Below are 26,662 nucleotides of genomic sequence, written 5' to 3'. Positions count from 1 at the left end.
CCGCCAAGGCGTCGCCGTCGACTTACAGAAGCTTCAGCATCACGATCAGGGCGATCAACACCACCAGGCCGATCCCGGACCACAGCGCCAGGCGTTTCTCGACCTGGGCCAGCATGGCCGCGCCCCAGCGCTTCAGGATCCAGGCCTCGAGGAAGAACCGGCCGCCCCGGGTCACGACCGACGCCCCCATGAAGACCGGGAAACTGAAGGCCGCCAGGCCGGAGGCGATGGTCACCAGCTTGTAGGGAATGGGGGTCAACCCCTTGATCAGTATGACCCACAGCCCCCACTGGGCGAACCATTGGCGGAAATGATCCAGCCCGTCCGAATGGCCGAGAACCCGGAGGATCGCCAGGCCGAAATCGGTCAGGAAATAGCCGATGGCGTAGCCGAGAATCCCGCCCAGGACCGAGGCCAGGGTGCAGACCCCGGCGTAAAAATAAGCCTTCTCGGGCCGGGCCAGAATCATCGGCGCCAGCATCACATCGGGCGGGATGGGGAAGAAGGAACTCTCGGCGAAGGCGACCATGGCCAGGGCGGGCGTCGCGTGGCGGCCTCGCGCCAGATTGAAGACGCCGTCATAGAGCTTGCGAAGCATGGAAATCCCCTGGCAGGGGCGACGCCCTAGCAAGACCTGCGTCCGACGTCACGCGCCGCGACATCGAAGCCCTCGCCGTCCGTTCCCGACGCCTCTAAAGGAGGCGGCATGACCGTCCCCTCTCCGTCCGGCCACGCCGACGACGTCAGCCACGACATCGCTCGCCTGTTGCGTCGGCTGTCCGACGACGGGGGCGAGGCCGGCCTGACCCTGGAAGAAATTCGCGACCGCCTGGACGAGCGCGCCTATGGGCTGCTGATCCTGCTGCTGTCGATTCCCTGCCTGGTCCCCGGCCTTTACGGCGTGCCCCAGGTGGTCGGGGTGGCCGTCATCCTGCTGGCCGGCCAGATGCTGGTGGGCCGGGAAGAGCCCTGGCTGCCGCGCTGGCTGCTGAAGCTGCGCGCCAGGGGTTCGTGGCTCAAGGCCATGGCCGATTTCGCCGAGTCGAAACTGGGCTGGATCGACCGGTTCTCTCGCCCCCGCCTGCGTCGCTTCGCCGATGGACCGGGCGAGAAGCTGGCGGCGGTCTTCATGATCCTGGCCACCCTGACCATCGTCCTGCCGATGACCAACACCATCCCCTCCGTGGCCCTGGCGCTTCTGTCGGTCGGCCTGATCCAGCGGGACGGCCTGTTCGTGATCGCCGGGGCGGCGGTGACGACGGCCTGGCTGACGCTCCTGGGCGTGGTGGCGACCGGCCTGCTGCTGGGCGCGGAATGGGCGACGCGCCTGCTGCCGGGCTGACCCCCTTCTTAAACGGAGGCGGGTTTTGGCAGTGCGATCCGGACGCCCATCCACAACAGGGCGCCGATAGCCGATATTCCGGCGTTGATGACCAGTCCGACGACCAGAAGAAACAGGAGAACGCCGACCGCCTGCACAGGCGAAGTGGCCGGAGCGCCGTTCATGAAGAACAGACCAGGCGACAGAAATGCGAGAAGTAGTCCCAACAGGGCCATCAGCACCTGAAACGTCGCCGCCACCGTGAATGTGACCAGGAACAGTCCGCCAAACGGTGCGCGTTTTAGATAGTCCATGTCTGTCTCCCCCAATGGCCACCCATCTGACACGCCAGGATTGCGGATGTCCATCAGAACTCCCTCACCCATCACGACCCCGTGGGACCGCCTTGGCTCTGTCGTCATCCGCGACTAGGTTCCGCGCCAATCGGCGGCCCCTTTCGGTTAAGCCCGCCACAGAAGCTACGCGGGAGACGCGCCATGAACGACATGACCCCCACCTCTGATCAGGCCCCTGCCCAGACGACGGCGGAACAGATCAACCTGGAAAACCCCCTCGGCGTCGATGGATTCGAATTCGTCGAATTCACCGGCCCGGAACCGAAGGCGATGATTTCGCGCCTTGAAATGATGGGCTTCACCCAGACTCATGTGAACCCGAAGACCGACGTGGTGCGCCTGAAACAGGGCGACATCTCCTTCCTGGTCCACCGCACGCCGAACGGTCAGGCCCAGGCCTTCGCCGCCGACCACGGCCCCTCGGCCAACGGCATGGCCTTCCGCACCAATGACGCCAAGGCCGCCTATGAGGGCGCGCTCCAACGCGGCGCCGTGGCGGCGACCGATGCGAACGGCGGGGCGCTGGGCGACTATCCCTATATCCTCCAGGGCATCGGCGGTTCGCTGCTGTACGTCATCGACCAGTATGGCGACGCCGGCTCGCTGTACGACGCCTGGGACGAGATCGAGGGCTGGGAAGAGGCCGAGCGCAAGAATTCGATGGGTCTCGAGATCCTGGACCACCTGACCCACAATGTCCGTCGCGGCCAGATGCGGACCTGGTCGGGCTTCTACGGCTCGGTGTTCAATTTCGAAGAGCAGAAGTATTTCGACATCAAGGGCAAGGCGACCGGCCTGTTCTCGCAGGCCATGATCGCGCCCGACCGCGCCATCCGCATCCCCCTGAACGAAAGCCAGGACGACAATTCCCAGATCGAGGAATTCCTGCGCCGCTACAACGGCGAGGGCATCCAGCACATCGCCCTGACCACCGAGAACATCTTCGAGACGGTCGAGGCCATGCGCGCGCGCGGCGTCGACTTCCAGGACACGATCGAGACCTATTTCGAGCTGATCGACAAACGCCTGCCCAACCATGGCGAGGACGTGGAGCGGATGCGCAAGAACCGCATCCTGATCGACGGTTCGGACGAGGAAGGCCTGCTGCTGCAAATCTTCACCCAGGACACCTTCGGCCCGATCTTCTTCGAGATCATCCAGCGCAAGGGCAACGAGGGTTTCGGCAACGGCAATTTCCAGGCCCTGTTCGACTCCATCGAACTGGACCAGATCCGTCGCGGCGTCATCAAGGTCGACGCCTGAATGCGGATGCGGCCGCCGACCTGGCTGCCCTGGCTCGGCCCGGCCCTCGCGGCCGGCGCCGGCGCCCTGGCGGGGGAGTTCTGGCTGGGCGGCGGGTTCTGGACGGTCCTGCTCGCCGCCCTGATCTGCGGCTTCGCTCCCATCGTCGCCTATCGGGTGTGGAAGCGGCTGCACCATCGGGAGTGATGGGCCGCGTCTGCCCCCTACTCCCGTCGCTCTCGGGCGTGTCCCCGCACAATTTCATCCACCTCGTGCTTGAAAACGCACCGCTTTTCAGATTGTCGCACCCATCGACCTGACATCGCCGGGGGTCGGGTTACAATCCACCGACGGAGGGACCGACCATGATGCGATCTGGACGAATTGCACTAATTACACTCTGTTTTTCCATCGTCGCCAGCCTTGCCCACGCCCAGGACCCGGCCGCTCCCCTCTGGTCCCTGGCCATCCACGGCGGGGCGGGGGTGATCGAGCGGGCCGGCCTGACCCCGGCTCAGGACGCCGCCTATCGCGCCGCCCTGCAACGGGCGCTGGACGCCGGATCGGCGGTGCTCGCGCGCGACGGCTCGGCGCTGGACGCGGTCCAGGCCGCCGTCCAGGTCATGGAGGACGATCCCCTGTTCAACGCCGGGCGGGGCGCCGTCTTCACTGCGGCCGGACGTAACGAGTTGGACGCCGCCGTCATGAACGGCGCGGACCTGACCGCCGGCGCCGTCGCCGGGCTGACCACCACCCGCCACCCGGTCGCCGCCGCCCGCGCCGTGATGGAACAGTCGCCCCACGTCATGCTGATCGGCCCCGGCGCCGACGCCTTCGCCGCCCAGGCCGGGCTGGAACAGGTCGATCCGGCCTTCTTCTTCACCGAACGCCGCTGGCAGGGCCTGATCAAGGCCCTGACCGAGGCCGGCTTGCCCCTGCCCGCCCGTCCTGCCGACGTATCGACGCCGGGAGCCCAGGCCGCCGTCGCCCCGCCGCTGAACGAGAGGAAGTTCGGCACCGTCGGCGCCGTGGCCCTGGACAGTCGGGGCCGCCTCGCCGCCGCCACCTCGACCGGCGGCATGACCGCCAAACGCTGGGGCCGGGTGGGCGACGTGCCGATCATCGGCGCCGGAACCTACGCCTCGAACGCCGACGGCTGCGCCGTCTCGGCCACCGGCTCGGGCGAGTATTTCATCCGCTTCACCGTGGCCCGCGACATCTGTCGCCGCACCGCCGACGGCGCGACCGTCCAGGCGGCGGCTGACGCCGAGATCGCCGACGTCGGTTCGATCGGCGGCGACGGCGGCGTCATCGTCATGAGCCTTACCGGAACCCCGGCCTTCGCCATGAACACCTCGGGCATGTATCGGGGGGCGGCGTCTTCGACGGCCGCCGCGCGCGTCGCGATCTACGCCGACGAACCCTGAGCCCCGATTTCAGACGATTCATACGTTTCATACCCTCTTTTTTTCAGACAGACCCCATGAGCCCGACCGACGACGAACTGACCGTGATGGCCGAGGAAGAGCTGGACGCCGCCTGCGCCATGCCCTTCGTCGAGCTGAAGAAGATCACCCCCTGGGGCGACTCCTATGTCGGCTTCGCCCCGTCCGGCCGCGAGGTCGAGGTGGAGCGCCGCTATCTGTGGGCGGTCGAACCCGCAGGCGGGGTGGTCGTCGAGGTCGAGGTGCGCGACCCCGCCGCCCGCGCCGGCGCCGAGGCCAAGGCCCTGCTCACCGAACATCGTTAACCTTTCACTTGGCCCAGCTTCGCCGCTGCGGCATGATGTGGCGAGTGGGGGATGACAATGCTGCCGACACAAACCGACTTTCCCGCCGAGGTTGTTGCGACGCCCGTGATCTGGGACGGCGCGACCGCGTTCATCCTCTCGATCCTGAGCGCCGTGGCCGCCGCCGTCATTGCGAACTGGCTGGGCGTAAACGGCGAGCGTCGGCGACAGGAAGTCGTCCTGGTCACGATCATCAAGCGCAAGTACGAGATCATTCTGCAAGCGTCAGAACGCGCCATTCGCGCGGTCGGCGACGGAGAGCCGGCGGCGCGAGAGCTTGTGGCGACCGTCCGTCGCGAACTGGGATTTGTTCTGACCATCTGTTCTGGTCTTCCGCTCAAGAAGCTGGATGACGCGCTGGACGGCAAGGCGGCCGACAAGCCCAAGCCGAAGCCCCCGGAACCGAGCCCGCCCCCTGTGCGACCGGTCCCGATCAGCTACAAGCTGGAAGAGGCGAAGGTTCTCACGTCCGGCCTCTGCGGAACGGGCGTCGAGGACGGCTATGTCGTGACGGAGGCCGCGCCGCCCCCTCCGCCTGCGCCCCCGCCCTGCCCGTCCCCCCAGGAGCTTGTGGCGGCCCATCGCATCCAGATCCGACAAGCGGTCGAGGCGTTCCACATCTACTGGAGCGATCGCGCCAGCCGGATTTCAGAACTCTCGGCCCTCCAGCGCGCCTTCGCGACGACCCTGCCGCCCAAGGTGGAAAAGGACGACGCGCCGCCCCTCCCCCGTCACTGACCGCCCCTCTGTTCCCCCCGGCGCGAAATCGGTCTAGGCCTTGGGCATGAAACTCGCCTCGCTCAAGCACGGCCGCGACGGCCGCCTCGTGGTCGTCTCGCAGGACCTGCACTGGTTCACCGACGCCTTCCTGATCGCCCCCACCCTCCAGGCCGCGCTGGACGACTGGGACCGCTGCGGCCCCCGGCTCCACGCCCTGGCCGAGAGCCTCGAGCACGAGGCCGTGCCGCGCGGCCGCTTCCACGAACGCGACGCCGCCTCCCCCCTGCCCCGCGCCTATCAGTGGGCCGACGGCTCGGCCTATGTGAACCATGTCGAACTGGTCCGCCGGGCGCGCGGGGCCGAAATGCCCGCCAGCTTCTGGACCGATCCCCTGATGTACCAAGGCGGCTCCGACGGCTTCCTGGCGCCCCGCGATCCCATCCCCCTGGCCGACCCCGCCTGGGGCTGCGACCTGGAGGCCGAGATCGTCGTGGTCGTCGGCGACGTGCCCCAGGGTGCGACGCGCGACGAGGCCCTGGCCGCGATCCGCCTGGTCGGCCTGGTCAATGACGTGTCGCTGCGCAACCTGATCCCGGCCGAACTGGCCAAGGGGTTCGGCTTCGTCCAGTCCAAGCCCGCCAGCGCCCTCTCGCCCGTCTTCGTGACGCCGGATGCGCTGGGCGACCGCTTCAGGGACGGCAAGCTGCACGGCGAACTGACCGTCCAGTTGAACGGCCAGCCCTTCGGCCGCGCCGACGCGGGCGTGGACATGACCTTCGACTTCGGGACCCTGATCGCCCATCTGGCCAAGACCCGCTCGCTGTCGGCCGGGACGATCATCGGTTCAGGCACGGTCTCCAACCGCGACGCCGACGGCGGCCCCGGCAAGCCGGTCTCGGAAGGCGGCCTGGGCTATTCCTGCATCGCCGAGGTCCGCACGGTCGAGACCCTCCTGCGCGGCCAGGCCGAGACCCCCTTCCTGGTCCATGGCGACACGGTCCGGATCGAGATGCTGGACGACCACCATCACTCGATCTTCGGCGCCATCGAACAGACGGTCGCCCCGCTTCCAAGCCGAACATAACGGCGCTAGGCTTCGGCGCATCGGTCTCCGGGGGGAGGCGCCGGAGGATCGTCATGCCGCCTGACAAGCTCATACCTCTGCTGGTCTTTCCGGCCGTGCTGGTCCTGGTGCTGCTGAAGAACCGACGCAAGCGGGTGCTGCGGCCCCAGTTCCTGTGGATCATGCCCGCCATCGTCGTGCCCCTGATCGGGCTCGGCATCTGGGGCTCGACCTATAGTCCTCGCGCCGTCCACGCGCCGTTCGGCCCCGGCGCCTGGGCCGTGCTGGCCATCGGCGCCGTCCTGGGCGGCCTGGCCGGCTGGTATCGCGGCAAGACCGTCACCATAGAGAAGGAGCCGGACGGTTCGCTGATGGCCCAGGCTTCGCCGCTGGGCCTGATCCTGCTGGTCGTGCTGTTCGCGGGCCGCGCCGGCCTGCGCGACCTGATCGAAACCCACGCCGCCGACTGGCGCCTGAACGCCATGGCCGTCACCGACGCCTTCCTGGTCTTCGCCATGGGACTGATCGTCCTGCAGCGGGTCGAGATGTACATCCGCGCCCGACGGGTGCTGGCCGGCGGGACCGACAGCCATGTGGAGGTGGCGGCCTGATCGGGGCCCATCATTGCAACGATCCCGAAATCCGCCTGCGGCGCTCAGGCTGCGCCCCGCACAGGACGGCCGTCCGCGTAAACTTCATGATGCGGTGAAGACCCTCTGGACCCGGCTCATGCCCTTGTGGCATGAGACCGGCTCCGCTGCGGGCGTGGTGGAATTGGTAGACGCGCTGGACTCAAAATCCAGTTCCGAAAGGAGTGCCGGTTCGACCCCGGCCGCCCGCACCATCCTTCCTGTCGGTGTGTCTTCCCGCCGCCATATGGCGCGGAAACGAAGACGGCCCGCCCCGGAGCCAGCAGGTTCGGCACGCGTGGGCGCCGGAGCCAGACAGGTTCGGAACGGGCCGTGAATGATCGGTACGAATACTAAAATCCGACCAGCCGACATATTGGCATTAAGTCGCATTCTTGAAAAGTCCCCGCTCGGCGATCAGCCCAGTTCGCGGTGGAAGAAGCCGGACACATCGGCCAGAATCGTCGCCTTCTTGCGGAACAGGGGCGAGAAGGTCGCGATCAGGTCGGCGTGGTCCAGACCAGGATAGAGCTTCGCCTCGGACCGACCGCCGACCGCTTTCATTCTCTGGTCCAGAATGGTCGTGTCCTCGGCATGGACCACGACGTCGGCCGTGCCGTGACCCAGCCAGATCGGCGGCGCGTCGGGGCGCACGAAGGTGACGGGCTGGGTCAGGGTCGGATCGGGGGCGCGGCCGAAGGCGTTGCGGGACGCCCCCACGTCGAACGGCAGGAAATCATAGGGCCCCGCCAGACCTGCCGCCGCCCTGATCAGTCCAGGGCGGTCGACCGCCTGCATATAGCGGCGGTCCAGACTGATCATCAGGGCCAGATGGGCGCCGGCCGAATGGCCCAACACCCCCAGCCGTTCCGGATCGCCGCCATAGGCTGCGGCGACATCCGCCGCCTTGGCCGTGGCGACGGCGGCGTCTTCGATGAAGGCGGGAAAGACCACCTGGGGCACGACGCGGTAATCGGGCAGGGCCACGACGAACCCCTGGGCGGCCAGGGCCTGGGCCGCCCAGCCATAGAGGTCGCGCGACCCTGAATCCCAGCCGCCGCCGTAGAAGAAGACGAGGACCGGATAGGTCCCCGGCGCGGTCGGGGCGTACAGGTCCAGCCTCTGGCGGGGATCGTCGCCATAGGCGATGTCGCGCGCCACCCGTCGCACGCCCCCGTCCCTCGGCCCCAGACTGTTGAGCAGGCCCAGGGGTGAACAGGCGGCCGCCATCAGGCCCGCAATGGGCGCCAACAGGCCGCGCCGGGTCATGCGATACAGTCCATGGCTTCCAATACGTCGTCGCCCCTCGCTCGGCCCTGACCCTTCGCAGATTTATCGCGCCCCGGCGATCAGCCGGCCGCAGTTCGCATCCTCGGCCAGGCCCGGATCGACGAAGGCGAACAGGGCCGTGACCGGCGCCACCACCGCGCTCAGAAGACCGGCGACCCCGCCCTGGCCGACCAGGGCGCGGACATCGACGCCGACCTGGGGGGCGGTCAAGGCCCCCTTGACCGTGATGGGCGCCCAGACCCGCAGCAGGCGCGGCTTCTTGGATTCGCCATCCACACGCAGGTCCAGGGTTTCGGCCCCCAGGTCGATCGTGCCTGTGCCCTGGGCCAGAACCACATCCGTATCGATGACCAGGGTCTTGGCCGTCGCCGCCCCGCCCCGCACGTCGAAATCGGCGACGGCGCACCGGATCTGGGCCGTCGACTGGTCGCCGCGCAACAGTTTCAGCAGGCCGGCGCTGGCGTTGATGCCCAACAGTTCGGCGAAGGCCGACCGCATTTGACCGTCGGGCACCACCAGGCTGAGCGAGCCCTTGGACGCCGCTGCGAAATCATGGATCGAGGCGCCGGGTCCTTCCAGCCGCGCCCGGCCCAGAGCGCGCCCGGTCAGGGGCGCGGTTCCGTCGCGCGCAGGAATGATGGATTCCAGCGGATAGCCGGCCAGACGGAAATCGACGACGCTGTAGGGGATGTCGCGCGTCGCATTGATCCGGGCCGTGCCGTTCAGTTCGCCCCGATTGAAGTTGAAACTGACGGGATCGAGATCAAGGACGCCGTCCTTCAGTTCCGCGCCCAGGTTCACCGCCCGCACATCCAGGTCATTGGCCTTCACCGCGACCGCCCGATAGCTCAGGCTTCCGTCCATCGCCCGCAGGCGCTCGGTCTGCAGCGGCGCGTCGGGCAGCAGCTTGCCGCCGACGGCCACGGGCGCCTCGGTATTGGATCCCGCCGCATTCGTCACGGTCCGGGCGCCCAGGACGGCGGCCAGGTCGTCGATGTCGAGGCGGCGCGACGTCAGTTCCGCATCGACCCGCAACCGTTTCGCCGCATCGACCCGCACATCGCCGGACAGGTCCGAGGCCCCGACCCGGCCGTCGAAATCACTGAAGGTCCAGATATTCTCGTTCCGCTTCAACGCGCCCTTCAGCCGATAGGGCGGGGTGTTGGGCAGGGCGACCCCCGTCAGCAGATACAGGTCCGACAGGTCGCGCCCCTGCAAGCTCAGGGTGGCGTCGAACCGGCCCAGGTCGAACGGCCGGGTCACGGCCCCCTTGGCAGTCAGGCTGGAACCCGCGCCGCTGACGCTAGCCTCGAAGTCATAGGGTCGGTCACGACGGATATTGATGAAAGGGCCGCCCCGGACGCGGAGCGTCAGCGGCGAACCATTGACCTCGCCCTCGCCGTCCAGCACGAAACCGGCGTCGTCACCCTGCCCCTCGCGCGCATCGACCGTCGCCTCCAGTTTCAGACCGCGTCTCCGCTCGTCGAAGACCAGGCTGCCGTCGGTGATGACCAGCTGCTGGATGACCGGCAGTTTCATCCCCTCGCCCGTGTCGGGCTTTTCGGGGTTCAGGTCCCAGCTGTTGCGGCCGTCCTTGTCGGTGATCAGCACCAGCTGGGGGCGGGTGAAGCTGAGCAACGGCATTTCGATCTGGCCGGCGAACAGTTTGCGCAGCCGCACCGAGGCGCGGATTTCGTCCACATCGGCCGTATCGCGATCCCGCGCCCACTCCGGCCCGCCGATCTTGAGACCCCGCACCACCGCCGAAGGCGTCCAGCTGAACAGATGGACGTCCAGGTCGCCCTGAAGCGCAATGTCGCGATCATACGCCGCCGAGGCCCAGCGTCCGATGGGTCCGCGCACCATGTTCCAGTCGAACAGGATCAGAGCCAGAACCACCAGGCCGATCAGAAAAAGGCCGACGCCCCCTGCCCAGGCCTCGGCGCGACCGGGCCGTCGGACGGCGGCGTACACCGGGTCATTCCGCCGCACCCAATCGTGAAAGCTTCGCGCGCGAGCCACAGCCGGATCTATGCCCCTGCGACGCAGGTCCGACCACAATTCGTTCCACTTCAGCATCTTGGCCAAACAATCGGCTCCGTGAGCCAGACAGAACGCGCAAGTCGCGGTTTGGAGCCGCCCGGTCCCCTCCGACCTCTCCCGGCCTAAAATTTCGTCAGTTATGCGCTCAGTTGTCGCAAAAACTTTACAACGCGAAAATTCGGCGCATATTTCATCAGAGCCCTGATCTTAATTCAGGCCACAGGAGGATGCCCGATGACCCGCTCAATGACCCGATTTGCATCGCCCGCGCTGGTTCTCGCCGCCATTGCGGCGACCGCGACCCCCAGCCTGGCCGAGACGTCCAAGCCGCAGCGCGCCGAATCCCAACAGATCGTCATGATCTGCGCGACCGATGCGGCCACCCGTCGCGCCTACCAGCGCGAGTTCGGCGTTCAGCCGGTCTTCGTCAGCGCGCGCGAAACCTTGAACGCCCGCTCGAACGGCGAAACCTGGTCCACGCCGCGCTGCATGACGGCGCGCGAATACGCCCGTCTGAACCAACTGGCCGAGACCCGCGCAGGTCTCTAACGAAAAAGGGCGCGGCCTTGCGGCTGCGCCCTTCCTTCGTTTCTGCGGCGCCCCGGCCCTATTGGGCGGGGGTCAGATACTTGTTCAGCCAGCCGAACACCTCATTGTGCCATTGCAGGCTGTTGGCCGGCTTCAGCACCCAGTGGTTCTCGTTCGGGAAGACGATCAGGCGGCTGTCGATTCCCCGGCGCTGCAGCGCCGTATAGGTGGACAGGCCCTGGGCCGTCGGAATGCGGAAGTCGTGGTCGCCCTGCACCACCAGCATCGGCGTCTTCCAGTTCTCGACATGGTTGGCGGGGTTGAACTTCTGATAGCCTTCCGGCTTGTCCCACGGCGTGCCGCCGTATTCCCACTCGGTGAACCACAGCTCCTCGGTCGAATAGCCCATGCCGAAGGTGTCGAAGACGCCGTCGTGGTTGACCAGGCATTTGAACGCGTTCGACCAGTTGCCGGCGATCCAGTTGATCATATAGCCGCCGTATGAGGCGCCCAGGGCGCAGGCGTTGGAACCGTCCAGGAAGTCATACTTCTGCTGCGCGGCGGCCCAGCCCTTTTGCAGATCCTCCAGCGGCCGGTCGCCCCAGTGCTGGCTGATGGCGTCGGTGAAGGCCTGGCCGTAGCCGGTCGAGCCGTGAAAATCGATCATCACCACCGCATAGCCTGCCCCGGCGTAGGTCTCGGGGTTCCAGCGATACGACCAGCCGTCCCCGAACGAGCCCTGGGGTCCGCCGTGGATCAGGAAGGCGACGGGGTACTTCTTCCCTTCCTCATAGCCGACCGGCTTGATGACGTAGCCGTGCACCGTCTCGTTGTTCCAGCCGGGGAAGCTGAACTGCTCGTATTCGCCGAAGGCCTTGGCGTCGAAGGCCGGGTTGGCCTGGGTCAGGCGACGCGGCATTTCACGACCCAGATAGGTCTTGAAATACAGATCGCTGGGCGACTTCAGGCTGTCCTGGGCGAAAACGAAGCCCGACGGCGTCTGCTGGAAGGCCGAGACGTGGCCGGGGCCGGTGACCGGGGTGACGACGCCGTTGCGCGTGTCCACGGCGAACAGCCTGGTCGAACCCACGTCGCCGGCGGTCGTGTACAGGGTCTGGCCGTCGCGCGACCATTGCAGGGTGTCGGCCGAACGGTCCCAGTTCGACGCGATCTCGCGCTTCTGGCCGCTCTGAACATCCATCAACACGATCTGATAGCGATCAGCCTCGAAACCGGGCCGCGCCATCGCGCGATAGGCCAGGGTGCGGCCGTCCGGCGAAAACACCGGCCCCGCGTCCCAGGCCGGATTGTCCTGGGTCAGGTTGGTGAAGGTCCCGTCGCCGGTCAGGCCGTTGGTCTTCCACAGGTCGAAATTGGTGCTCCACGGCTCGGTCTTGCCGGCCAGGCGCGCCGAGAAGACGATGGAGTCGCCCGCAGGGGTGAAGACGAAATCGCTCTCGTCGCCGAACGGCTTGGACGGGGTGTCCCCGTCAAACCCCTTGGTCACCCAGGCCGGAGTTCCGGTCGCCTGACCGTTGCGACCGATCGACTGGACGAACAGATGGTTCTGGGTGTGGTCGTTCCACGTATCCCAGTGGCGGACGAACATCCGGTCATAGACCTGGCCGGTTGTTTTCCGCTCGGCCATGGCCTTGCCCATCTCGACCGAGGCGTCCAGATCGGCCGCGTCCGGATAGACGGCCAGGGACACGGCCACCTTGTCGCCCGAGGGGCTGATCCGATAGGCGTTCACGTCCAGCGGCAGATTGGTCACCTGCACCGGCGTCGCCGTGGGCGAGGCCACGCGCCAGACCTGGCTGGCGCCCGACTTGCCCGACAGGAAATACAGATTGCCGTCCCCGCCCCAGCGGGCGGTGTTGGCGCCCTGGTCCGAGATAGCCAGTCGGCGCGGCGCCACGTCCGGCGTCTCCAGATCCAGCATCCACAGGCTGCCGGCGCGGCGGTTGGCCTCTACATCCGTCGTCGTCACCGAATAGACGACGTAGCGCCCGTCCGGCGACACCTGCGGATCCCCCAGCCGGTTGGCCGTGATCATATCCTTATAGGTGAAGGCGTCAGGCGTCGCGGGCGCAGCCGGAACCGGCGCGGGCGGAACCTGGGCCAGGGCCGGAGCGGCGCTCATCAGGGCGCCCGACAAGGCAATTCCCGCGCAGGCGGCGGACAAGAGAGAACGGTGGCGCATGGGGCATTCCTCGCAAAACTTGCAGCGGCGAGGCGTAGCACCACCGTTCGCCGGGCGAAAGTTGCTGACAGCTCAGAAGTTAGCTAAGTTACTTGGACCAAGGAGCGCGACATGACCACTGTCACCGTCCACCACGCCAAGACCCATCTCTCCAAACTGATCGCCGCCGCCGAACGCGGCGAAGAGGTCGTCATTGCGCGCGGCGACAAGCCCGCAGTACGGATTGTGCCCTTCCAGCCGGCGGCCAAGCCCGAGCGCAAGCCGGGTCGGCTGAAGGGCCTCGTCGCCATGGATGATCGTTTCTTCGACCCCCTGCCGGAAGACGAACTGCGTCTGTGGGAGGGCCGAGGCGAATGAGGCTGCTGCTCGACACCCACGCCCTCATCTGGTGGATGTCGGGGGAAGCCGGGCTCAGCCGCGCCGCAGAGGCCGCGATAAGGGACGGCGACGCCCATGTCTTCGTCAGCGCTGTGTCAGCCTATGAGATCGCCCTGAAACACGGCATGGGCCGACTGCCCAAGGCTGGGCTGCTGGCCGAACGGTTCGAGGCCGAGGTCGATCTCGAAGGTTTTGACATCCTGCCGATCACCGCCCGCGAGGCGTCCCACGCCGGCCGGCTGGACCATACGCACCGCGACCCGTTCGACCGGCTGCTGATCGCCCAGGGCCTGATCAACAACCTGACGCTCGTCTCCAATGAACAGGTGTTCGACAGCTTCGGCGTGGCGCGCCTCTGGTAGGCTTGCTCCCTTTCGCCGAACCGGCGACAAGCGGTCGTCCATGAATTCCGCCGCCCTTCCCGTACGCCGTTCGCCCCATATCGTCGATGTCCTCATCGCCGAGCGCGCCCCGCGTCTGACCGCCTCTCCCTTCTGGCCGGTCGTGCGGCCGGCCCTGTATTCCGTGCTGAACTACAGGGCGGCGGTGCGGATGGCCGACGCCATCCAGAACCTGTCAGGCGCCGAAACCCTGGACTATGTCTCGGACCTGCTGAACCTGAAGGTCTCCACCGCCCATCTGGACCGTTTGCCCGCGACCGGCCGGTGCGTCGTGGTCGCCAATCATCCCACCGGCATCGCCGACGGGGTGGCGGTCTATGACGCCGTCCGACAGCGCCGCCCCGACGCCATCTTCTTCGCCAACGCCGACGCCCTGCGCGTCTCGCCGCGACTGGCCGAGACAGTGATCCCCGTCGAATGGGTTCACGACAAGCGCACCCGCGAAAAGACCCGCGCCACCCTGAACGCCGCCAAGGAGGCCTTCGAGGCCGAACGCTGCGTCGTCATGTTCCCCGCCGGCCGTCTGGCCCGCGAGCAGAACGGCGTCCTGACCGATCCCGAATGGGCGCCGACCGCCGCCTCCCTGGCGCGCAAATACGGCGCTCCGGTCATTCCCATGCATGTCACCGGCCCCTACAGCCGGCTGTTCCACCTGTTCGACAAGGTCTCGCAGGAACTGCGCGACGTGACCCTGTTCCACGAACTGCTGAATAAGGCGGGCAAGCCCTTCGACGTCGTGGTCGGCCGGCCCATCCCGCCCGACCGACTGGACGGGGACGCCGTCAAGGCCACCGTGGCCCTGAAACAGTTCACCGAACGGACCCTGGCCGCCGATCCCGACGCGGTGTTCCCATGAAGATCGACCTTCCCGACGCCGAGGCCACCACCCGTCTGGGCCACGCCATCGCCCCTCTTCTCGCGCCGGGCGACAGCCTGCTGCTGTACGGGCCGCTGGGCATGGGCAAGTCGACCCTGGCGCGCGGCCTGATCCGCGCCCTGACCACGCCGGACGAGGACGTGCCCAGCCCGACCTTCACCCTGGTACAGTTCTACGAGTCCGACCCGCCCGTCGCCCATTTCGACCTCTATCGCCTGACCCGGCCGGAAGAGGCCTTCGAGATCGGCCTGGACGAGGCCCTGGACGAGGGCTGCGCCGTCATCGAATGGCCCGAGCGGCTGGGCGAGGCGCCGGAACGGTTCCTGGGGCCCGACCGGCTGGCCATCGAAATTTCCGAACACGGCGACGGCCGTGTTGCGACCGTTTCCGGCGCAGGCCGGTGGGAAGACCTGATCGACCATGTCCGTTTCTGACCGCGAACAGCTTCGCCTCGACTTCCTGAAGGGCGCCGGCCTGGCCGAGGCGGCGCGCGCGCCCCTGCCCGGCGACGCCTCGACGCGGCGCTACGAGCGGCTGACCACGCCGGGCGGCGCCAGCCTGATGCTGATGGACCAGGCGCCCGCCGCCGAAAGCCCGCCCGCCGACCCATCCTGGACGCCGCAACAGCGCCAGGCCGCCGGCTGGAACGCCGTCGCCCGCCTGTCCGCCGGCCGGATAGAGGCCTTCGCCGCCGTGGCCGCCCATCTGAAGTCGCTGGGCCTGTCCGCCCCTGAAATCCCGGCCCTGGACGCCCCGAACGGCCTGGCCGTGCTGGAAGATTTCGGCGACGCCCTGTTCGCCCGCGTCATCGAGGACGGTGCCGATGAGACGCCGCTGTATCTGACCGCTATCGAGGCCCTGGCGGCCCTGCACGAGGCCGGGAGCCCGCCGCAGACCCTGCACGGCCCCGGCGGCGACTGGCCCTTGCTGACCTATGACGAGACGGCGCTTCAGGGCGGGGCCGACCTGTTCGTCGAATGGCTGCCCCGTCTGGACGACCGCGTCGCCTTCGACGCCGCCGCCGTGACGGCGTGGCGCGAGGCCTGGGCGCCCCTGGTCGCCTCGGGCGCGGGCGGGGCCTCGGTCATGGCCCACCGCGACTATCACGCCGAGAACCTGATCTGGCTGCCCGAGCGCCAGGGCCCCGCCCGCGTCGGCATGATCGACTTCCAGGACGCGGTGCGCGCCCACCCCTCCTGGGACCTGCACTCCCTGCTTCAGGACGCCCGCCGCGACGTGTCGCCGGCGCTGGAAGCCGAGGCCCTGGACCGCTATTTCGCCCTGCGGCCCCAGGTGGACCGCGCCGCCTTCATGGCCGACTACGCCGGACTGGCCGCCCTGAACGAGGCGCGGATTATCGGTATCTTCGCCCGGCTGATCGCCCGCGACGGCAAGCCCCGCTACCGTCAGTTCCTGCCGCGCATGTGGCGGCATCTGAACGCCAATCTCGAACAGCCGGCCCTGGCGCCCGTCGCCCGCTGGTTTGACCGCCACGTCCCAGCCGAGGTGCGCGCATGACCGCTCCCAAGACCGCAATGGTGCTGGCCGCCGGCCTGGGCACCCGGATGCGCCCCCTCACCGACGACCGGCCCAAGGCCCTGGTCGAGGTCGGCGGCCGCGCCCTGATCGACCATGTGCTGGATCGGCTGGCGGACGCCGGGGTCGAGACAGCAGTGGTCAATGTCCACTGGTTCGCCGACCGCCTGGAAGCCTATCTGGCCGCACGCGGACGCGGCCCACGGATCGTCATCTCCGACGAGCGAGCCGAATTGCTGGAGACCGGCGGCGGCCTGAAAAAGGCCCACCCCCTGCTGGGCGACGATCCTGTCTTCGTCGCCAATATCGACAGCGTCTGGATCGACCGAGGCGACGCCTTGGCCGACCTCGTCCGCCTGTGGAACCCCGAGAAAATGGACGCCGCCCTGCTGCTGGCCCGCCGCGAGGGCTCCATCGGCTTCGAAGGCGACGGCGACTTCTTCTTGGCCGAGGATGGGAGATTGACATTCCGCGGCGACGCCCCGTCCGCCCCCTTCGCCTATATGGGCGTCCACATCACCCACCCCGGATACGCCGACCACGGCCCCGACGGCCCCTTCTCCCTCAGCCCCCTGTGGCGCAAATCCGCCGCCGAAGGCCGCCTCTACGGATGCGTCCTGGACGGCGACTGGATGCACGTCGGCGATCCCCAGGCGCGGGATCAGGCCGAGGCGAAACTGGCGGGAGACGCGTGAGCGCCTTCGACCCCTTCGCGGCCTCCAGCCCCCGCTGGTACGCCATCCCCGCCCACCGGCCCTTCCTCGAAGACCTGGCCGCCGGCGTCCTGGCCTGGCTGGGCGATCTGCCGCCCGAGACCCTGTCCGACGCCACCATCCTTCTGCCCAACCGCCGCGCCGCCCGCGCCTTCACCGGCGCCCTGTCGAAACTCTCGCAGGGCCGCCCCATCCTGTTGCCCCAGGTCCGGCCTCTGGGCGATCTGGAGGAGGACGAGCCGCCCTTCACCCCCGGCGCCCTGGGCCTCGACCTGCCCCCCGCCATCCCCGCCCTGACCCGCCGGTTCGAGATGGCGCGGATGATCGTCGAACAGTTCGACAGCGACCTGACGCCGATGCGGGCCCTGGACTTGGCGGACGCGCTCGGCGGCTTCCTCGATTCCTGCCAGCTGGAAGAGGTCCAGAACCCCGAACGGATCGCCACACTGGTGGACGGCGAAATGGCCGAACACTGGGAACGGTCAGCCGAGTTCCTGGGTCTCGCCGTCACCGCCTGGCCCAAACGCCTGGCCGAATTGGGCCTGGTCGATCCCGCCTGGCGCCGCGCCACCCTGCTGCGCCGCCTTGCTGAACTCTGGGACCACACCCCCCCGGCCCAGGCCGTCATCGCCGCCGGTTCGACCGGCACCGTCCCCGCCGCCGGCGACGTGCTGATGGCCGTGGCCAGGGCGCCGCTGGGCTGCGTCGTCCTGCCCGGCCTCGATCTCGATCTGGACGCGGCGGTCTGGGACCGGCTGGACGAACAGCATCCGCAAAGCGCGATGAAACGACTGCTGGACCGGGTCGAGGTCGCCCGCGCCGATGTCCGCCCCTGGTTCGCCCCGTCCCAGCCCCCTGCCGCCCTCGCCCGTGGCCAGGCCCGCCAGCGCCTGGTCAACGAGGCCCTGCGCCCCGCCGAGGCCACCGACGACTGGCGCCGCGCCATCCGCGACCTTCGCTCGACCGCCGCCGCGCGCGGCGAAGCCCGCGACCCCATCGCCGAAGGTCTGCAAGGCCTGTCCCTGCTCACCGTCCGCGCCGAGGAAGAGGCCGCCGCCGCCATCGCCCTGATGATGCGCGAGACGCTGGAAACGCCCAATCCTGATGGAACGGGTCGCACCTGCGCGCTCGTCACGCCCGACCAGGCCCTGGGCCGCCGCGTCGCCGCCCGGCTGGAACGCTGGGGCGTCATCCCGGATTCGTCTGCCGGCGTCCCCCTGTCGCGTCTGCCCGCCGGCGCCCTGGTCGATCTGTGCGCCCGCTGGATCGCCGATCCGGTCCAGCCCCATCTGCTGCTGGCGATCGTCAAACATCCGTTGGTCCGGTTCGACCTGGGCGACGCCCCTCAAGCCGCCGCCGTCGCCGCGCTGGAGGAACACGCCCTGCGCGGTCCTCGCCCGCGCGACTTCGCCGCCATCCGCCGTCGCCTGCTCGAGGCGGTCGAACCCGACCGGCGCGGCAAGGCCCCGCCCGAGTGGAAACGGGAACGCCTGTCGGCCGCCACCCGCCTTGTCGAGCGTCTGCAAACCGCCATCGAGGCCGCGACCGCCGTCTTCTTGCCCCAGACCGAGCGAAATGGGGCCGACCTGAACGCCGCCGCCTCGGCCTTTACACGCCTTATCGAGACCCTGGCCGGCCAGGACGCCTGGGCCGGTCCCGACGGCGAGGCCGCCGCCGCCCTTCTGTCCGGCCTGATCGAGGGCGGGGCCTCGCTGGGCCGCATCGACCAGACCGACCTGGCCGAGCTGACCACGTCCCTGGTGCGCGAGACCGTCGTCCGCACCGGGGGCGCGACCCATCCGTCGCTGCGGATCCTCGGGGCCATCGAGGCGCGGCTGGTGCGCGCCGACCGGATGATCCTGGCCGGGCTGGAAGAAGGCGTCTGGCCCCAGGCCGCCCCGACCGACCCCTTCCTGTCGCGTCCGATGCGCAAGGCCCTGGGCCTGCCCCCGCCCGAACGCCGCCTGGGCCAGACGGCCCAGGACTTCGTCCAGGCCGCCTGCGCCGACGAGGTCATCCTGGTCCACAGCGAACGGCGCGGCGGCCAGCCCGCCGTGCGGTCCCGCTGGCTTTGGCGGCTGGAGATGCTGACCCGCGGCGCCCATTCCGCCGAAACCCCGGTCGAACTGCCCCGGCCCCGCACCGTCCTGGACTGGGCCCGCGCCCTGGACGGGCCCCCGCCCGGCCCGCCGCGCTTCGCCAAACGGCCCGAGCCCCGCCCGCCGGTGCATCGCCGCCCACGCAGCCTCTATGTCACCCGCATCGAACGCTGGGTGCGCGATCCCTACGCCATCTACGCCCTGTGGGTGCTGGGGCTCGAGGCGATGGAGCGTCCCGGCGCTTCTGCCGAAGCGCTCGCACGCGGCAACGCCGTCCACGCCGCCATCGAACGGCTGACCCTGGACTGGCCCGACGACCTGCCCGACGACTGCGAAGCCATCCTGCACGACCATCTGCTGCGCGAACTGGGCGCGCGCGGCTTCGAGGATGCGGCCATGGCGCGCGAGGCGCCCCTGGCCCGCAACTGCGCCCGCTGGCTGACCGATTTCGAGCGGCGGCGCCGCGCGCGGGGCATCGACATCCTGGTCGAGCAACAGGGGACCATGACCTTCGACGCCCCCGCCGGCCCCTTCACCGTCAAGGCCTTCGCCGACCGCATCGAACTGGCCTCCGACGGCGCGGCGGTGATGGACTTCAAGACCGGCGCCGCTCCCAGCGCCAAACAGGTCAAGTCCGGCTTCGCCCCGCAACTGACCCTGACCGCCGCCATCCTGGCCGACGGCGGGTTCGAACGCACCAACGGCCCCGTCACGCCCGACGAACTGACCTATGTCCGCGTGGTCGGGCGCAAGACGGCGGGCGAGGTCATCACCCGCGCCTCGGGCGCCGAGGCGGCCGACCTGGCCCAGGCGGCGCTGGAGGGACTGAAGCGCCGCGTCGCCCGCTTTGACGACCCGAACACCCCCTATGTCTCCTGGGCCGCACCCCAGTTCATGGGCAACCAGGGCGGCAACTATGACCATCTGGCCCGCGTCTGGGAATGGTCGGTGATCGGCGACGGCGAGGACAGCGAATGACCGTCCACTCCCCCCAGATCGTCGCCGCCGATCCGCGCCTGACCGTCTTCGTCACCGCCAACGCCGGCTCGGGCAAGACCACCACCCTGGTCAACCGGGTGGCGCGGCTGCTGTTGGACCAGGTCGATCCCGGCGCCATCCTGTGCGTCACCTACACCAAGGCCGCCGCCGCCGAGATGCAGGCCCGGCTGTTCGACCAGTTGGGCGGCTGGGCCGTGCTGGACGACGCCGCCTTGTCGCGCGAACTGGCCCGGCTGGACGACGGCGACCCGCAGGCGATGGATCACGCGGCCCTGTCCCGCGCCCGCAAACTGTTCGCCCGCGCGCTGGAGACGCCGGGTGGGCTGAAGATCCAGACCATCCACGCCTTCTGCGAAAAACTGCTGCGCCGCTTCCCGCTCGAGGCCGGGGTCTCGCCCCGCTTCACCGTGCTGGAAGACCAGGCCGCGACCGCCCTCAGCCATTCCGCGCGCGAGGACCTGGCCCGCGCCGCCGTCGTCGCCCCGGACGGCCCCATCGGCCAGGCCTACAGCCATTTCGCCGTCGAGCTGGACTGGCAGAGGTTCCAGGCCCTGCTGTCGATGATCGAGGCCAAGCGCGCCGATCTGCTGGACTATATCGACCGGGCTGAGGCCGGAACCGCGCCCGATCCCTACGCCCTGACCGGCGCCGAGCCCGACCGCAGCCCCGAAGAGCTGGAACAGGACTTCGTCGCCTGGATCGATCCCGCCGAATGGAACCGCATGGCCGAGGCCATGGAGACCGGTTCGACCAACGACCGCAAGATCGCCGACGCCATGAGCGTCGCCGCGCCCCCCTACGCCGGGTTCGCGGCCCTGGCGGGCGTCTTCTGCACCCAGGCGGGCGAGCCGCGAAAGAGCATGGGCACCAAGTCGGCGCCGCAAGGGGCGGTCGGCTGGCTGCTGGACCTCCAGACCAAATTCCTCGCCGCCCGCGAAGCCCTGCGCAAGGCCCGGATCGCCGACGATACGATCAAGGTCCTGACCCTGGCCCGCGCCCACGCCGCCTTCTACGAGGCCGCAAAGGCCCAGCGCGGCGCCCTCGACTTCCCCGACCTGGTCGCCCGCGCCGCCGCCCTTCTGACCCGCAGCGGGGCCGCCGCCTGGGTGTTGTACAAGCTGGACGGCGGGGTCGATCACGTCCTGATCGACGAGGCCCAGGACACCGCCCCAGAACAATGGGCCATCGTCCGCGCCCTGACCGGGGAGTTCTATTCGGGCCAGACGTCAGGCCGCACCGTCTTCGCTGTCGGCGACGAGAAACAGTCGATCTACTCCTTCCAGGGCGCCCGGCCGGAGCGTCTGCGCCAGGAACGAGCCGACTTCCTGGCCCTGGCCGAGGGCGCCGGCGAACCCTTCGCCGGACCCGAGCTGAACACCTCCTATCGTTCGACCGAAGAGGTGCTGGCCTTCGTCGACGCCGTCTTCGCCGACCCCGACCGCACCCGCGCCCTGACCGGCCCCCAGGGCGACATCGCCCGCCACATCCCGGCGCGGGTCGGCCAGCATGGCGCCATCGATCTGTGGCCCCTGTTCCTCGACGAACCCGCGCCCGAGACCGACGCCTGGGACGATCCGGTCGATCAGGAAAGCGCCGGCAGCGCCCGCAAACGCCTGGCCCGCGACCTGGCCCGCGAAATCCGCCGCCAGGTCGAAAGCGGCCTGGCCGTCTTCGACAGCCGCACCCGCGACCTGCGCCCCGCCGGCTACGGCGACTACATCGTCCTGGTCCGCCGCCGCGACGCCACTTTCGAAGAGATCATCCGCGCCCTGAAGACCGAAGGCGTCCCCGTCGCCGGCGCCGACCGGCTGAAACTGTCCAGCCATATCGTCTTCGACGACCTGATCGCCCTGGCCCGATTTGCGCTCTTCCCCGACGACGACCTGTCCCTGGCCGAGGTGCTGCGCAGCCCCCTGTGCGACGTGGACGAGGACGGCCTCTACGCCCTCGCCGGGCGCGAGAACCGGAAAGGCGGCCAGCTGTGGCGCGACCTCCGCGACCGGGCGCACGAACGCCCCGAATGGACCCGTGCCCGCGACATGCTCCAGACCGTCATCGCCGCGCGCGGCGGCGATCCCTTCGCCTTCTTCTCCCAGGCCCTAAACCGCGTGGACGACACCGGCCGGTCCGGCCGAGCCCGCATCCTGGCCCGGCTGGGCCGCGAGGCGGAAGAAGCCATAGACGAGACCCTGAACCAGGTGCTGGCCGCCGAGAACCGGGGCGCAATCGACCTGGAGACCTGCCTGGCCCAGCTCGAGGCCGCCGACGTCGAGGTGAAACGCGAACTGGAGGGGGCGCGCGGAGAGGTCCGTGTCATGACCGTCCACGGCGCCAAGGGGCTGGAGGCGCCCATCGTCATCCTGCCCGACACCACGATGAAGGCGAAGGCCCAGGGGCCCTCCCTGATGCCCGCCGTCACGCCCGAGGGCGAAGGCGAGGCCTGGCTGATGGCCCCCGGCTCGGCCAAGGACGACTGCCCCGCCTCGGCCGACGCTCGCGCCGCGCGTCAGGCCCGCACCGACGACGAGACCCTGCGTCTGCTCTATGTCGCCCTGACCCGCGCCCGCGACCGGGTCATCGTCATGGGCCGCGCCTCCAGCCGGGGCGCCGAACCCGGCAGTTGGTGGTCGGTGATCGAGGAGACCTTCGACCGGCTGGGGGATCAGGTGCGCGAGGTCGAGAACGGCGTTCGCCGCTTCGGCGTCGATCCTGAACGCCGCCCCGTCGCGACCGCCCAAGACCGCACGACCGAACCTCTGCCCGCCTGGGCCGCCACGCCGCCTCCGCCCGACGCCGCCGCCCGCTTCGCCGCGCCGTCGCGGATGGAGGGCTCGATCCGCATTCCCGCCCCCTCGCCCCTGGCCCGCAGCGCGGCCGGCGGCGCATCGCTGGGCCGGTTCCGGCGTGGCGACCTGATCCACCGTCTACTGGAGCGCCTGCCCGAGATCGCGCCCGCCGACCGCCCCGACGCCGCCCGCCGCCTTCTGGCGCGCGAGACCGACCTCGACGACGCCCAGCGCGCTGAGATGATCGCCGCCGCCTTCTCGGTGCTGGACGACGCCCGTTTCGCTCCGGTCTTCGGCCCCGGCTCCCGCGCCGAAGTCGCCTTGACCGGCGCCCTGCCTGGCCCGTCCAGCGTGGCGATCAACGGCCGCATCGACCGGCTGGTGGTGACGCCCGACCGCGTCCTGGTCATCGACTACAAGACCAACCGCCCCGCCCCCGACGCCCTCGACCGGGTCGATCCCGCCTATGTCTTGCAGGCCGCCGTCTATGTCGCCGTCCTGAAACGCCTCTACCCCGACCGCCCGGTCGAAGCCGCCCTGGTCTGGACCGATGGCCCTAAACTGATGCCGATCCCGCAGGCCATGCTGGACGCGGCGTTGGCGAACAGTTGAATTGCCCGCGATTCGCTCCCACATCTGCCTCCGAACCCGGACGCTCCGGCCAACATCAACATGCGCTCAAGCAGCGAGGCCCCGCGGGCCGAGCGATAGCGCCCCAAGGAGCCATTCATGGCGACTGTAAAAGTCACGGACGAAAGCTTCGACGCCGACGTTCTGAAATCCTCCACCCCCGTCCTGGTCGACTTCTGGGCTGAATGGTGCGGCCCCTGCAAACAGATCGGCCCGGCGCTGGAGCAGATCGCCGACGAAATGGGCGGTCAGGTCACCGTGGCCAAGATCAATATCGACGACAGTCCCATGACCCCGTCCAAGCTGGGCGTGAAGGGCATCCCGACCCTGATGCTGTTCAAGGACGGCCAGATGACCTCGATGAAGGTCGGCGCCATGCCCAAGGGCAAGATCGTCGAATGGCTGGCCGAGGCCGGCGTCAAGGCCGACGCCTGATCGTCTCGCTCCATTGAAGATCAAGCGCCCGCTGGTTCCGACCGGCGGGCGTTTTTCATGCTAGGAGGGTCTCATGAGCGACGAAGACACACCGATCCCGGCTGACGACATCCCCGGCGAAACCCCCGTCCAGCGCGCCCTGCGCCTGAAGAAGGCGGCGCTCGACGCCCGTCCCCAGGCCCCACGCGGCGGCCGGTTCCAGCGCGAACAGAACGCCCGGATCGCAGCGGGCAAGTCGCGGCCCTGGATGAGCAAGTAAGACAGCACACCAGACTCTCCCTCCCCCTACGGGGGAGGGGGGCGGAGGCGTAGCCGGAGCCGGGTGGGAACGGCAGGGCGACACATCACAAGTCAGATCAGTGCGCTTTTGCCTTGCCGCCCCCACCCCGTCGCTGCGCGACGCCCCTCCCCCGCAGGGGGAGGGAGAAGTCGGCGCTTACTCCGGCCAGGTCTCGCGGCTGGCCCCCAGCACCTCGCCGGCCAGATACAGCGACCCGCAGATCGCGACCCGCCCCGCGCCGAACCGCAGCGCCAGATCCACCGCCTCGCCGACCGATCCCGCCGGCGTCGCCGCCAGCCCGTGCCCGCGCGCCACGGCCGCCAGGGCCGCCGGCTCGGCCGCCGCCCCGTCGAAGCCGACGGTGAAGACCGTTGCGCCCGTGTCCTTCAAGGCGGCGAAGAAACCACCCGCGTCCTTGTTCGCCAGCATGCCGCAGATCAGGGCCAGCGGACGCGGCGCCCGCGTCTGACGCTCGGCCAGAAACGCCGCCAACGCCCGCCCGGCGTGGGGATTATGCCCCCCGTCCAGCCACAGTTCGGCGTCGGCCGCCTTCGCCGCCTCGCCATACGGACCGGCCGAAATCCTCTGCAGCCGCGCGGGCCAGCGCACGGCCTTCAGCCCCTGCGCGATCGCCGCCTCGGGCAGGTCCAGCTCCAGGGCCGCCGCCACGGCCACGCCCGCATTGTCGATCTGGTGCGCGCCCGCCAGGCCCGGCGCCGGCAGGTCCAGGAACCGTTCCTGGTTCTGGAACACCATCCCGCCCCGCTCGGCCCAGGCGTCGAAATCCACGCCCATGCCCGTCAGCGGCGCATGGACCGCCTGGGCGGCGCGTTCGATGGCGGCCATGGCCGCCTCCTGCTGGCGTGCGATCACGCCCGGCGCCCCCGCCTTCAGCACACCGGCCTTCTCCGCTGCGATCCCGGCCAGGTCAGTGCCCAGGAACTCCGCATGGTCGTAGTCGACCGGGGCGATCACGCTCAGCAGCGGCCGTTCGATCACATTGGTGGCGTCCAGCACCCCACCCAGCCCGACCTCGACGATGGCCAGGTCGGCCGGCGTCTCGGCCATGGCCAGGAAGGCGGCGGCTGTGGTGCTCTCGAACACCGTCGCCTCGCTGCCCGTCTCGGCCATCGCGGCCTCGATCCGGTCCAGCACGGCGTTCAGCGCATCGTCCTCGATCAGCCGACCCGCCAGCCGGATCCGCTCGTTGAACCGCACCAGATGGGGCGAGGTGTAGGCGTGCACCCTCAGCCCCGCCGCCTCGGCGATGGCCCGGATCATCGCGACCGTGGACCCCTTGCCGTTCGTCCCCGCCACATGGACCACCGGCGGCAGTCTATGCTGCGGATCGCCCAGCGCCGCGCACAGGGCCTTCATCCGATCCAGCGACAGATCGATCCTCTGCGGATGTCGCGCGCGCAGCCGCTCGGAAATCGGGTCCAAGGCCGTCAGGCCGCCTGACGGTTTCCGCCCATCAGCATGGACAGGATCTGGCCCAGGACGCGCGGCAGGTCGGCGCGCACGACCACCCGGTCGACCATGCCCTTTTCCTGCAGATATTCGGCGCGCTGGAAGCCCGGCGGCAGTTTCTCGCGGATGGTGGCCTCGATCACGCGCGGACCGGCGAAGCCGATCAGGGCGCCCGGCTCAGCCAGATGCACGTCGCCCAGCATGGCGTAGGAGGCGGTCACGCCGCCCGTCGTCGGATCGGTCAGGACCACGGCGTAGGGCAGGGTCGCGGCCTTCAGCTCCTGGATGGCCAGGGTGGTGCGCGCCATCTGCATCAGCGACAGGGCGCCTTCCTGCATCCGCGCCCCGCCGGCGGCGGTGAAACAGACCATCGGAACCTTGCGGGCCACGGCCTCGCGCGCCGCCTTGATGAAGGCCTCGCCCGCCGCCATGCCCAGCGACCCGCCCATGAAGGTGAAGTCCTGGACGATCACCACAGCTTCCTGGCCGCCGACGACGCCATAGCCGATGGCCATGGTGTCCTTGCGCCCCGCCGCCTTGCGCGCGGCGCTCAGCCGGTCCTTGTACGGCTTGCCGTCCGAGAATTTCAGCGGGTCTTCCGGCACATCCGGCGTGTCGATGGACTCATACTGACCGCCGTCGAACGTAGCCTTCAGCCGCGTCGGCGCGTCGATCCGCATATGGCGGCCCGACGGCGTGACCCACAGCGAGGCCTCCAGATCCGAGCGATACAGCATCTCGCCGGTGTCGGGGTCCTTGACCCACAGATTGTCGGGGGTGTCGCGACGCGACACGATCTTGCGGACGCCGGGCGCGAAACGGCTCAGCCAGCCGCCGCGCTTTTCCTGGGGTTTGTTCTTGTCGACCATGGGCG

Annotated in this window: 26 protein-coding genes and 1 tRNA gene; 20 read left to right on the top strand and 7 right to left on the bottom strand. The window is 69.2% G+C overall.

Going from position 1 to position 26,662, the window contains the following annotated elements; all coding sequences use genetic code 11:
- Positions 1–22 precede the first annotated feature (22 nt).
- Complete coding sequence (locus AC1RSI_RS13215; RefSeq protein WP_154726929.1) at positions 23–598, bottom strand: YqaA family protein; 576 nt, start codon at positions 596–598, stop codon at positions 23–25.
- Positions 599–706: 108 nt separating this feature from the next.
- Between AC1RSI_RS13215 and AC1RSI_RS13210 the strand changes: the two genes are divergently transcribed.
- The gene (locus AC1RSI_RS13210; RefSeq protein WP_008263790.1) at positions 707–1,342 is read left to right on the top strand and encodes an exopolysaccharide biosynthesis protein; all 636 of its coding nucleotides are present in this window, start codon (positions 707–709) and stop codon (positions 1,340–1,342) included.
- 8 nt (positions 1,343–1,350) lie between these two features.
- Here the strand turns inward: AC1RSI_RS13210 and AC1RSI_RS13205 are convergent, their stop codons facing one another.
- Positions 1,351–1,689, bottom strand: a complete 339-nt coding sequence (locus tag AC1RSI_RS13205) for a hypothetical protein (protein WP_154726928.1) — start codon at positions 1,687–1,689, stop codon at positions 1,351–1,353.
- 138 nt (positions 1,690–1,827) lie between these two features.
- Between AC1RSI_RS13205 and hppD the strand changes: the two genes are divergently transcribed.
- The 8 genes from hppD to AC1RSI_RS13165 all read left to right on the top strand — a co-directional run bounded on the left by hppD (position 1,828) and on the right by AC1RSI_RS13165 (position 7,335).
- Entirely contained in the window at positions 1,828–2,940 is a 1,113-nt protein-coding gene (gene hppD, locus AC1RSI_RS13200) for a 4-hydroxyphenylpyruvate dioxygenase (protein ID WP_052005136.1), read from the top strand.
- The gene (locus AC1RSI_RS13195) at positions 2,941–3,126 is read left to right on the top strand and encodes a hypothetical protein (protein WP_035310320.1); all 186 of its coding nucleotides are present in this window, start codon (positions 2,941–2,943) and stop codon (positions 3,124–3,126) included. It begins immediately after the preceding gene.
- Positions 3,127–3,284: 158 nt separating this feature from the next.
- A complete protein-coding gene (locus AC1RSI_RS13190) occupies positions 3,285–4,346 on the top strand; it encodes an isoaspartyl peptidase/L-asparaginase family protein (protein WP_154726927.1) in 1,062 nt (353 codons plus the stop codon).
- A 56-nt stretch (positions 4,347–4,402) separates the two neighbouring features.
- Positions 4,403–4,669, top strand: a complete 267-nt coding sequence (locus tag AC1RSI_RS13185; RefSeq protein WP_035310324.1) for a hypothetical protein — start codon at positions 4,403–4,405, stop codon at positions 4,667–4,669.
- Between the two features lie 57 nt (positions 4,670–4,726).
- Positions 4,727–5,446 carry a hypothetical protein gene (locus AC1RSI_RS13180; protein WP_291754569.1) on the top strand — a complete coding sequence of 240 codons (720 nt, stop codon included), beginning with the start codon at positions 4,727–4,729 and terminating at the stop codon, positions 5,444–5,446.
- Positions 5,447–5,492: 46 nt separating this feature from the next.
- Entirely contained in the window at positions 5,493–6,512 is a 1,020-nt protein-coding gene (locus AC1RSI_RS13175; protein ID WP_291754564.1) for a fumarylacetoacetate hydrolase family protein, read from the top strand.
- 53 nt (positions 6,513–6,565) lie between these two features.
- Positions 6,566–7,102 (top strand): CcdC protein domain-containing protein, encoded by a 537-nt coding sequence (locus AC1RSI_RS13170; protein WP_154726866.1) that lies wholly within the window; start codon positions 6,566–6,568, stop codon positions 7,100–7,102.
- 148 nt (positions 7,103–7,250) lie between these two features.
- A tRNA-Leu gene (locus AC1RSI_RS13165) sits at positions 7,251–7,335 on the top strand.
- A 202-nt stretch (positions 7,336–7,537) separates the two neighbouring features.
- Here AC1RSI_RS13165 and AC1RSI_RS13160 read toward each other — a convergent pair.
- Together AC1RSI_RS13160 and AC1RSI_RS13155 are read right to left on the bottom strand one after the other, a co-directional pair.
- Positions 7,538–8,389, bottom strand: a complete 852-nt coding sequence (locus tag AC1RSI_RS13160) for an alpha/beta hydrolase (protein WP_035309820.1) — start codon at positions 8,387–8,389, stop codon at positions 7,538–7,540.
- Between the two features lie 63 nt (positions 8,390–8,452).
- On the bottom strand, positions 8,453–10,489 hold the full coding sequence (locus AC1RSI_RS13155) for an AsmA family protein (protein WP_230307726.1): 2,037 nt from the start codon (positions 10,487–10,489) through the stop codon (positions 8,453–8,455).
- Positions 10,490–10,687: 198 nt separating this feature from the next.
- On the opposite strand from AC1RSI_RS13155, the gene AC1RSI_RS13150 reads away from it, so the two are divergent.
- The gene (locus AC1RSI_RS13150) at positions 10,688–11,002 is read left to right on the top strand and encodes a hypothetical protein (protein WP_008264222.1); all 315 of its coding nucleotides are present in this window, start codon (positions 10,688–10,690) and stop codon (positions 11,000–11,002) included.
- Positions 11,003–11,060: 58 nt separating this feature from the next.
- Here AC1RSI_RS13150 and AC1RSI_RS13145 read toward each other — a convergent pair whose 3' ends face one another.
- Positions 11,061–13,184, bottom strand: coding sequence for a S9 family peptidase (locus AC1RSI_RS13145; RefSeq protein WP_447941208.1), 2,124 nt, complete (start codon positions 13,182–13,184; stop codon positions 11,061–11,063).
- Positions 13,185–13,295: 111 nt separating this feature from the next.
- Between AC1RSI_RS13145 and AC1RSI_RS13140 the strand changes: the two genes are divergently transcribed.
- The 10 genes from AC1RSI_RS13140 (at position 13,296) to AC1RSI_RS13095 (ending at position 24,297) form a co-directional block, all read left to right on the top strand.
- Positions 13,296–13,541 (top strand): type II toxin-antitoxin system Phd/YefM family antitoxin, encoded by a 246-nt coding sequence (locus AC1RSI_RS13140; protein WP_035309809.1) that lies wholly within the window; start codon positions 13,296–13,298, stop codon positions 13,539–13,541.
- Positions 13,538–13,924, top strand: coding sequence for a type II toxin-antitoxin system VapC family toxin (locus AC1RSI_RS13135; protein ID WP_154726864.1), 387 nt, complete (start codon positions 13,538–13,540; stop codon positions 13,922–13,924). Before AC1RSI_RS13140 ends, AC1RSI_RS13135 begins: the two co-directional genes overlap by 4 nt.
- Positions 13,925–13,964: 40 nt before the next feature.
- Positions 13,965–14,819: a GNAT family N-acetyltransferase gene (locus tag AC1RSI_RS13130; RefSeq protein ID WP_154726863.1), complete on the top strand. Its 855-nt coding sequence runs from the start codon at positions 13,965–13,967 to the stop codon at positions 14,817–14,819.
- Positions 14,816–15,274 carry a tRNA (adenosine(37)-N6)-threonylcarbamoyltransferase complex ATPase subunit type 1 TsaE gene (gene tsaE, locus AC1RSI_RS13125; RefSeq protein WP_154726862.1) on the top strand — a complete coding sequence of 153 codons (459 nt, stop codon included), beginning with the start codon at positions 14,816–14,818 and terminating at the stop codon, positions 15,272–15,274. Before AC1RSI_RS13130 ends, tsaE begins: the two co-directional genes overlap by 4 nt.
- On the top strand, positions 15,261–16,358 hold the full coding sequence (gene amgK / locus AC1RSI_RS13120; RefSeq protein WP_035309816.1) for an N-acetylmuramate/N-acetylglucosamine kinase AmgK: 1,098 nt from the start codon (positions 15,261–15,263) through the stop codon (positions 16,356–16,358). Before tsaE ends, amgK begins: the two co-directional genes overlap by 14 nt.
- Complete coding sequence (gene murU / locus AC1RSI_RS13115; protein WP_447941209.1) at positions 16,355–17,071, top strand: N-acetylmuramate alpha-1-phosphate uridylyltransferase MurU; 717 nt, start codon at positions 16,355–16,357, stop codon at positions 17,069–17,071. The genes amgK and murU overlap by 4 nt, the downstream gene beginning before the upstream one ends.
- Entirely contained in the window at positions 17,068–20,166 is a 3,099-nt protein-coding gene (addB, locus tag AC1RSI_RS13110; protein WP_447941210.1) for a double-strand break repair protein AddB, read from the top strand. Before murU ends, addB begins: the two co-directional genes overlap by 4 nt.
- A complete protein-coding gene (addA, locus tag AC1RSI_RS13105; RefSeq protein ID WP_447941211.1) occupies positions 20,163–23,585 on the top strand; it encodes a double-strand break repair helicase AddA in 3,423 nt (1,140 codons plus the stop codon). The genes addB and addA overlap by 4 nt, the downstream gene beginning before the upstream one ends.
- Before the next feature lie 117 nt (positions 23,586–23,702).
- Positions 23,703–24,038: a thioredoxin gene (gene trxA, locus AC1RSI_RS13100; RefSeq protein WP_035311420.1), complete on the top strand. Its 336-nt coding sequence runs from the start codon at positions 23,703–23,705 to the stop codon at positions 24,036–24,038.
- Positions 24,039–24,111: 73 nt separating this feature from the next.
- Positions 24,112–24,297, top strand: a complete 186-nt coding sequence (locus tag AC1RSI_RS13095) for a hypothetical protein (protein ID WP_008258864.1) — start codon at positions 24,112–24,114, stop codon at positions 24,295–24,297.
- Between the two features lie 177 nt (positions 24,298–24,474).
- Here the strand turns inward: AC1RSI_RS13095 and AC1RSI_RS13090 are convergent, their stop codons facing one another.
- A complete protein-coding gene (locus AC1RSI_RS13090) occupies positions 24,475–25,761 on the bottom strand; it encodes a bifunctional folylpolyglutamate synthase/dihydrofolate synthase (RefSeq protein ID WP_154726683.1) in 1,287 nt (428 codons plus the stop codon).
- Positions 25,762–25,766: 5 nt separating this feature from the next.
- Positions 25,767–26,657 carry an acetyl-CoA carboxylase carboxyltransferase subunit beta gene (locus AC1RSI_RS13085; RefSeq protein ID WP_008263130.1) on the bottom strand — a complete coding sequence of 297 codons (891 nt, stop codon included), beginning with the start codon at positions 26,655–26,657 and terminating at the stop codon, positions 25,767–25,769.
- Between the last annotated feature and the right edge of the window lie 5 nt (positions 26,658–26,662).

Source organism: Brevundimonas sp. GW821-FHT10E09 (genome assembly GCF_058809375.1).
This window is presented reverse-complemented; position numbering and strand designations above follow the sequence as displayed.

What these genes read in the sequence shown, in the direction of transcription:
- AC1RSI_RS13215 (WP_154726929.1), bottom strand. Translation starts at nt 598, where the DNA reads ATGCTTCGCAAGCTCTATGACGGCGTCTTCAATCTGGCGCGAGGCCGC.
- AC1RSI_RS13210 (WP_008263790.1), top strand. Translation starts at nt 707, where the DNA reads ATGACCGTCCCCTCTCCGTCCGGCCACGCCGACGACGTCAGCCACGAC.
- AC1RSI_RS13205 (WP_154726928.1), bottom strand. Translation starts at nt 1,689, where the DNA reads ATGGACATCCGCAATCCTGGCGTGTCAGATGGGTGGCCATTGGGGGAG.
- hppD (WP_052005136.1), top strand. Translation starts at nt 1,828, where the DNA reads ATGACCCCCACCTCTGATCAGGCCCCTGCCCAGACGACGGCGGAACAG.
- AC1RSI_RS13195 (WP_035310320.1), top strand. Translation starts at nt 2,941, where the DNA reads ATGCGGATGCGGCCGCCGACCTGGCTGCCCTGGCTCGGCCCGGCCCTC.
- AC1RSI_RS13190 (WP_154726927.1), top strand. Translation starts at nt 3,285, where the DNA reads ATGATGCGATCTGGACGAATTGCACTAATTACACTCTGTTTTTCCATC.
- AC1RSI_RS13185 (WP_035310324.1), top strand. Translation starts at nt 4,403, where the DNA reads ATGAGCCCGACCGACGACGAACTGACCGTGATGGCCGAGGAAGAGCTG.
- AC1RSI_RS13180 (WP_291754569.1), top strand. Translation starts at nt 4,727, where the DNA reads ATGCTGCCGACACAAACCGACTTTCCCGCCGAGGTTGTTGCGACGCCC.
- AC1RSI_RS13175 (WP_291754564.1), top strand. Translation starts at nt 5,493, where the DNA reads ATGAAACTCGCCTCGCTCAAGCACGGCCGCGACGGCCGCCTCGTGGTC.
- AC1RSI_RS13170 (WP_154726866.1), top strand. Translation starts at nt 6,566, where the DNA reads ATGCCGCCTGACAAGCTCATACCTCTGCTGGTCTTTCCGGCCGTGCTG.
- AC1RSI_RS13160 (WP_035309820.1), bottom strand. Translation starts at nt 8,389, where the DNA reads ATGACCCGGCGCGGCCTGTTGGCGCCCATTGCGGGCCTGATGGCGGCC.
- AC1RSI_RS13155 (WP_230307726.1), bottom strand. Translation starts at nt 10,489, where the DNA reads ATGCTGAAGTGGAACGAATTGTGGTCGGACCTGCGTCGCAGGGGCATA.
- AC1RSI_RS13150 (WP_008264222.1), top strand. Translation starts at nt 10,688, where the DNA reads ATGACCCGCTCAATGACCCGATTTGCATCGCCCGCGCTGGTTCTCGCC.
- AC1RSI_RS13145 (WP_447941208.1), bottom strand. Translation starts at nt 13,184, where the DNA reads ATGCGCCACCGTTCTCTCTTGTCCGCCGCCTGCGCGGGAATTGCCTTG.
- AC1RSI_RS13140 (WP_035309809.1), top strand. Translation starts at nt 13,296, where the DNA reads ATGACCACTGTCACCGTCCACCACGCCAAGACCCATCTCTCCAAACTG.
- AC1RSI_RS13135 (WP_154726864.1), top strand. Translation starts at nt 13,538, where the DNA reads ATGAGGCTGCTGCTCGACACCCACGCCCTCATCTGGTGGATGTCGGGG.
- AC1RSI_RS13130 (WP_154726863.1), top strand. Translation starts at nt 13,965, where the DNA reads ATGAATTCCGCCGCCCTTCCCGTACGCCGTTCGCCCCATATCGTCGAT.
- tsaE (WP_154726862.1), top strand. Translation starts at nt 14,816, where the DNA reads ATGAAGATCGACCTTCCCGACGCCGAGGCCACCACCCGTCTGGGCCAC.
- amgK (WP_035309816.1), top strand. Translation starts at nt 15,261, where the DNA reads ATGTCCGTTTCTGACCGCGAACAGCTTCGCCTCGACTTCCTGAAGGGC.
- murU (WP_447941209.1), top strand. Translation starts at nt 16,355, where the DNA reads ATGACCGCTCCCAAGACCGCAATGGTGCTGGCCGCCGGCCTGGGCACC.
- addA (WP_447941211.1), top strand. Translation starts at nt 20,163, where the DNA reads ATGACCGTCCACTCCCCCCAGATCGTCGCCGCCGATCCGCGCCTGACC.
- trxA (WP_035311420.1), top strand. Translation starts at nt 23,703, where the DNA reads ATGGCGACTGTAAAAGTCACGGACGAAAGCTTCGACGCCGACGTTCTG.
- AC1RSI_RS13095 (WP_008258864.1), top strand. Translation starts at nt 24,112, where the DNA reads ATGAGCGACGAAGACACACCGATCCCGGCTGACGACATCCCCGGCGAA.
- AC1RSI_RS13085 (WP_008263130.1), bottom strand. Translation starts at nt 26,657, where the DNA reads ATGGTCGACAAGAACAAACCCCAGGAAAAGCGCGGCGGCTGGCTGAGC.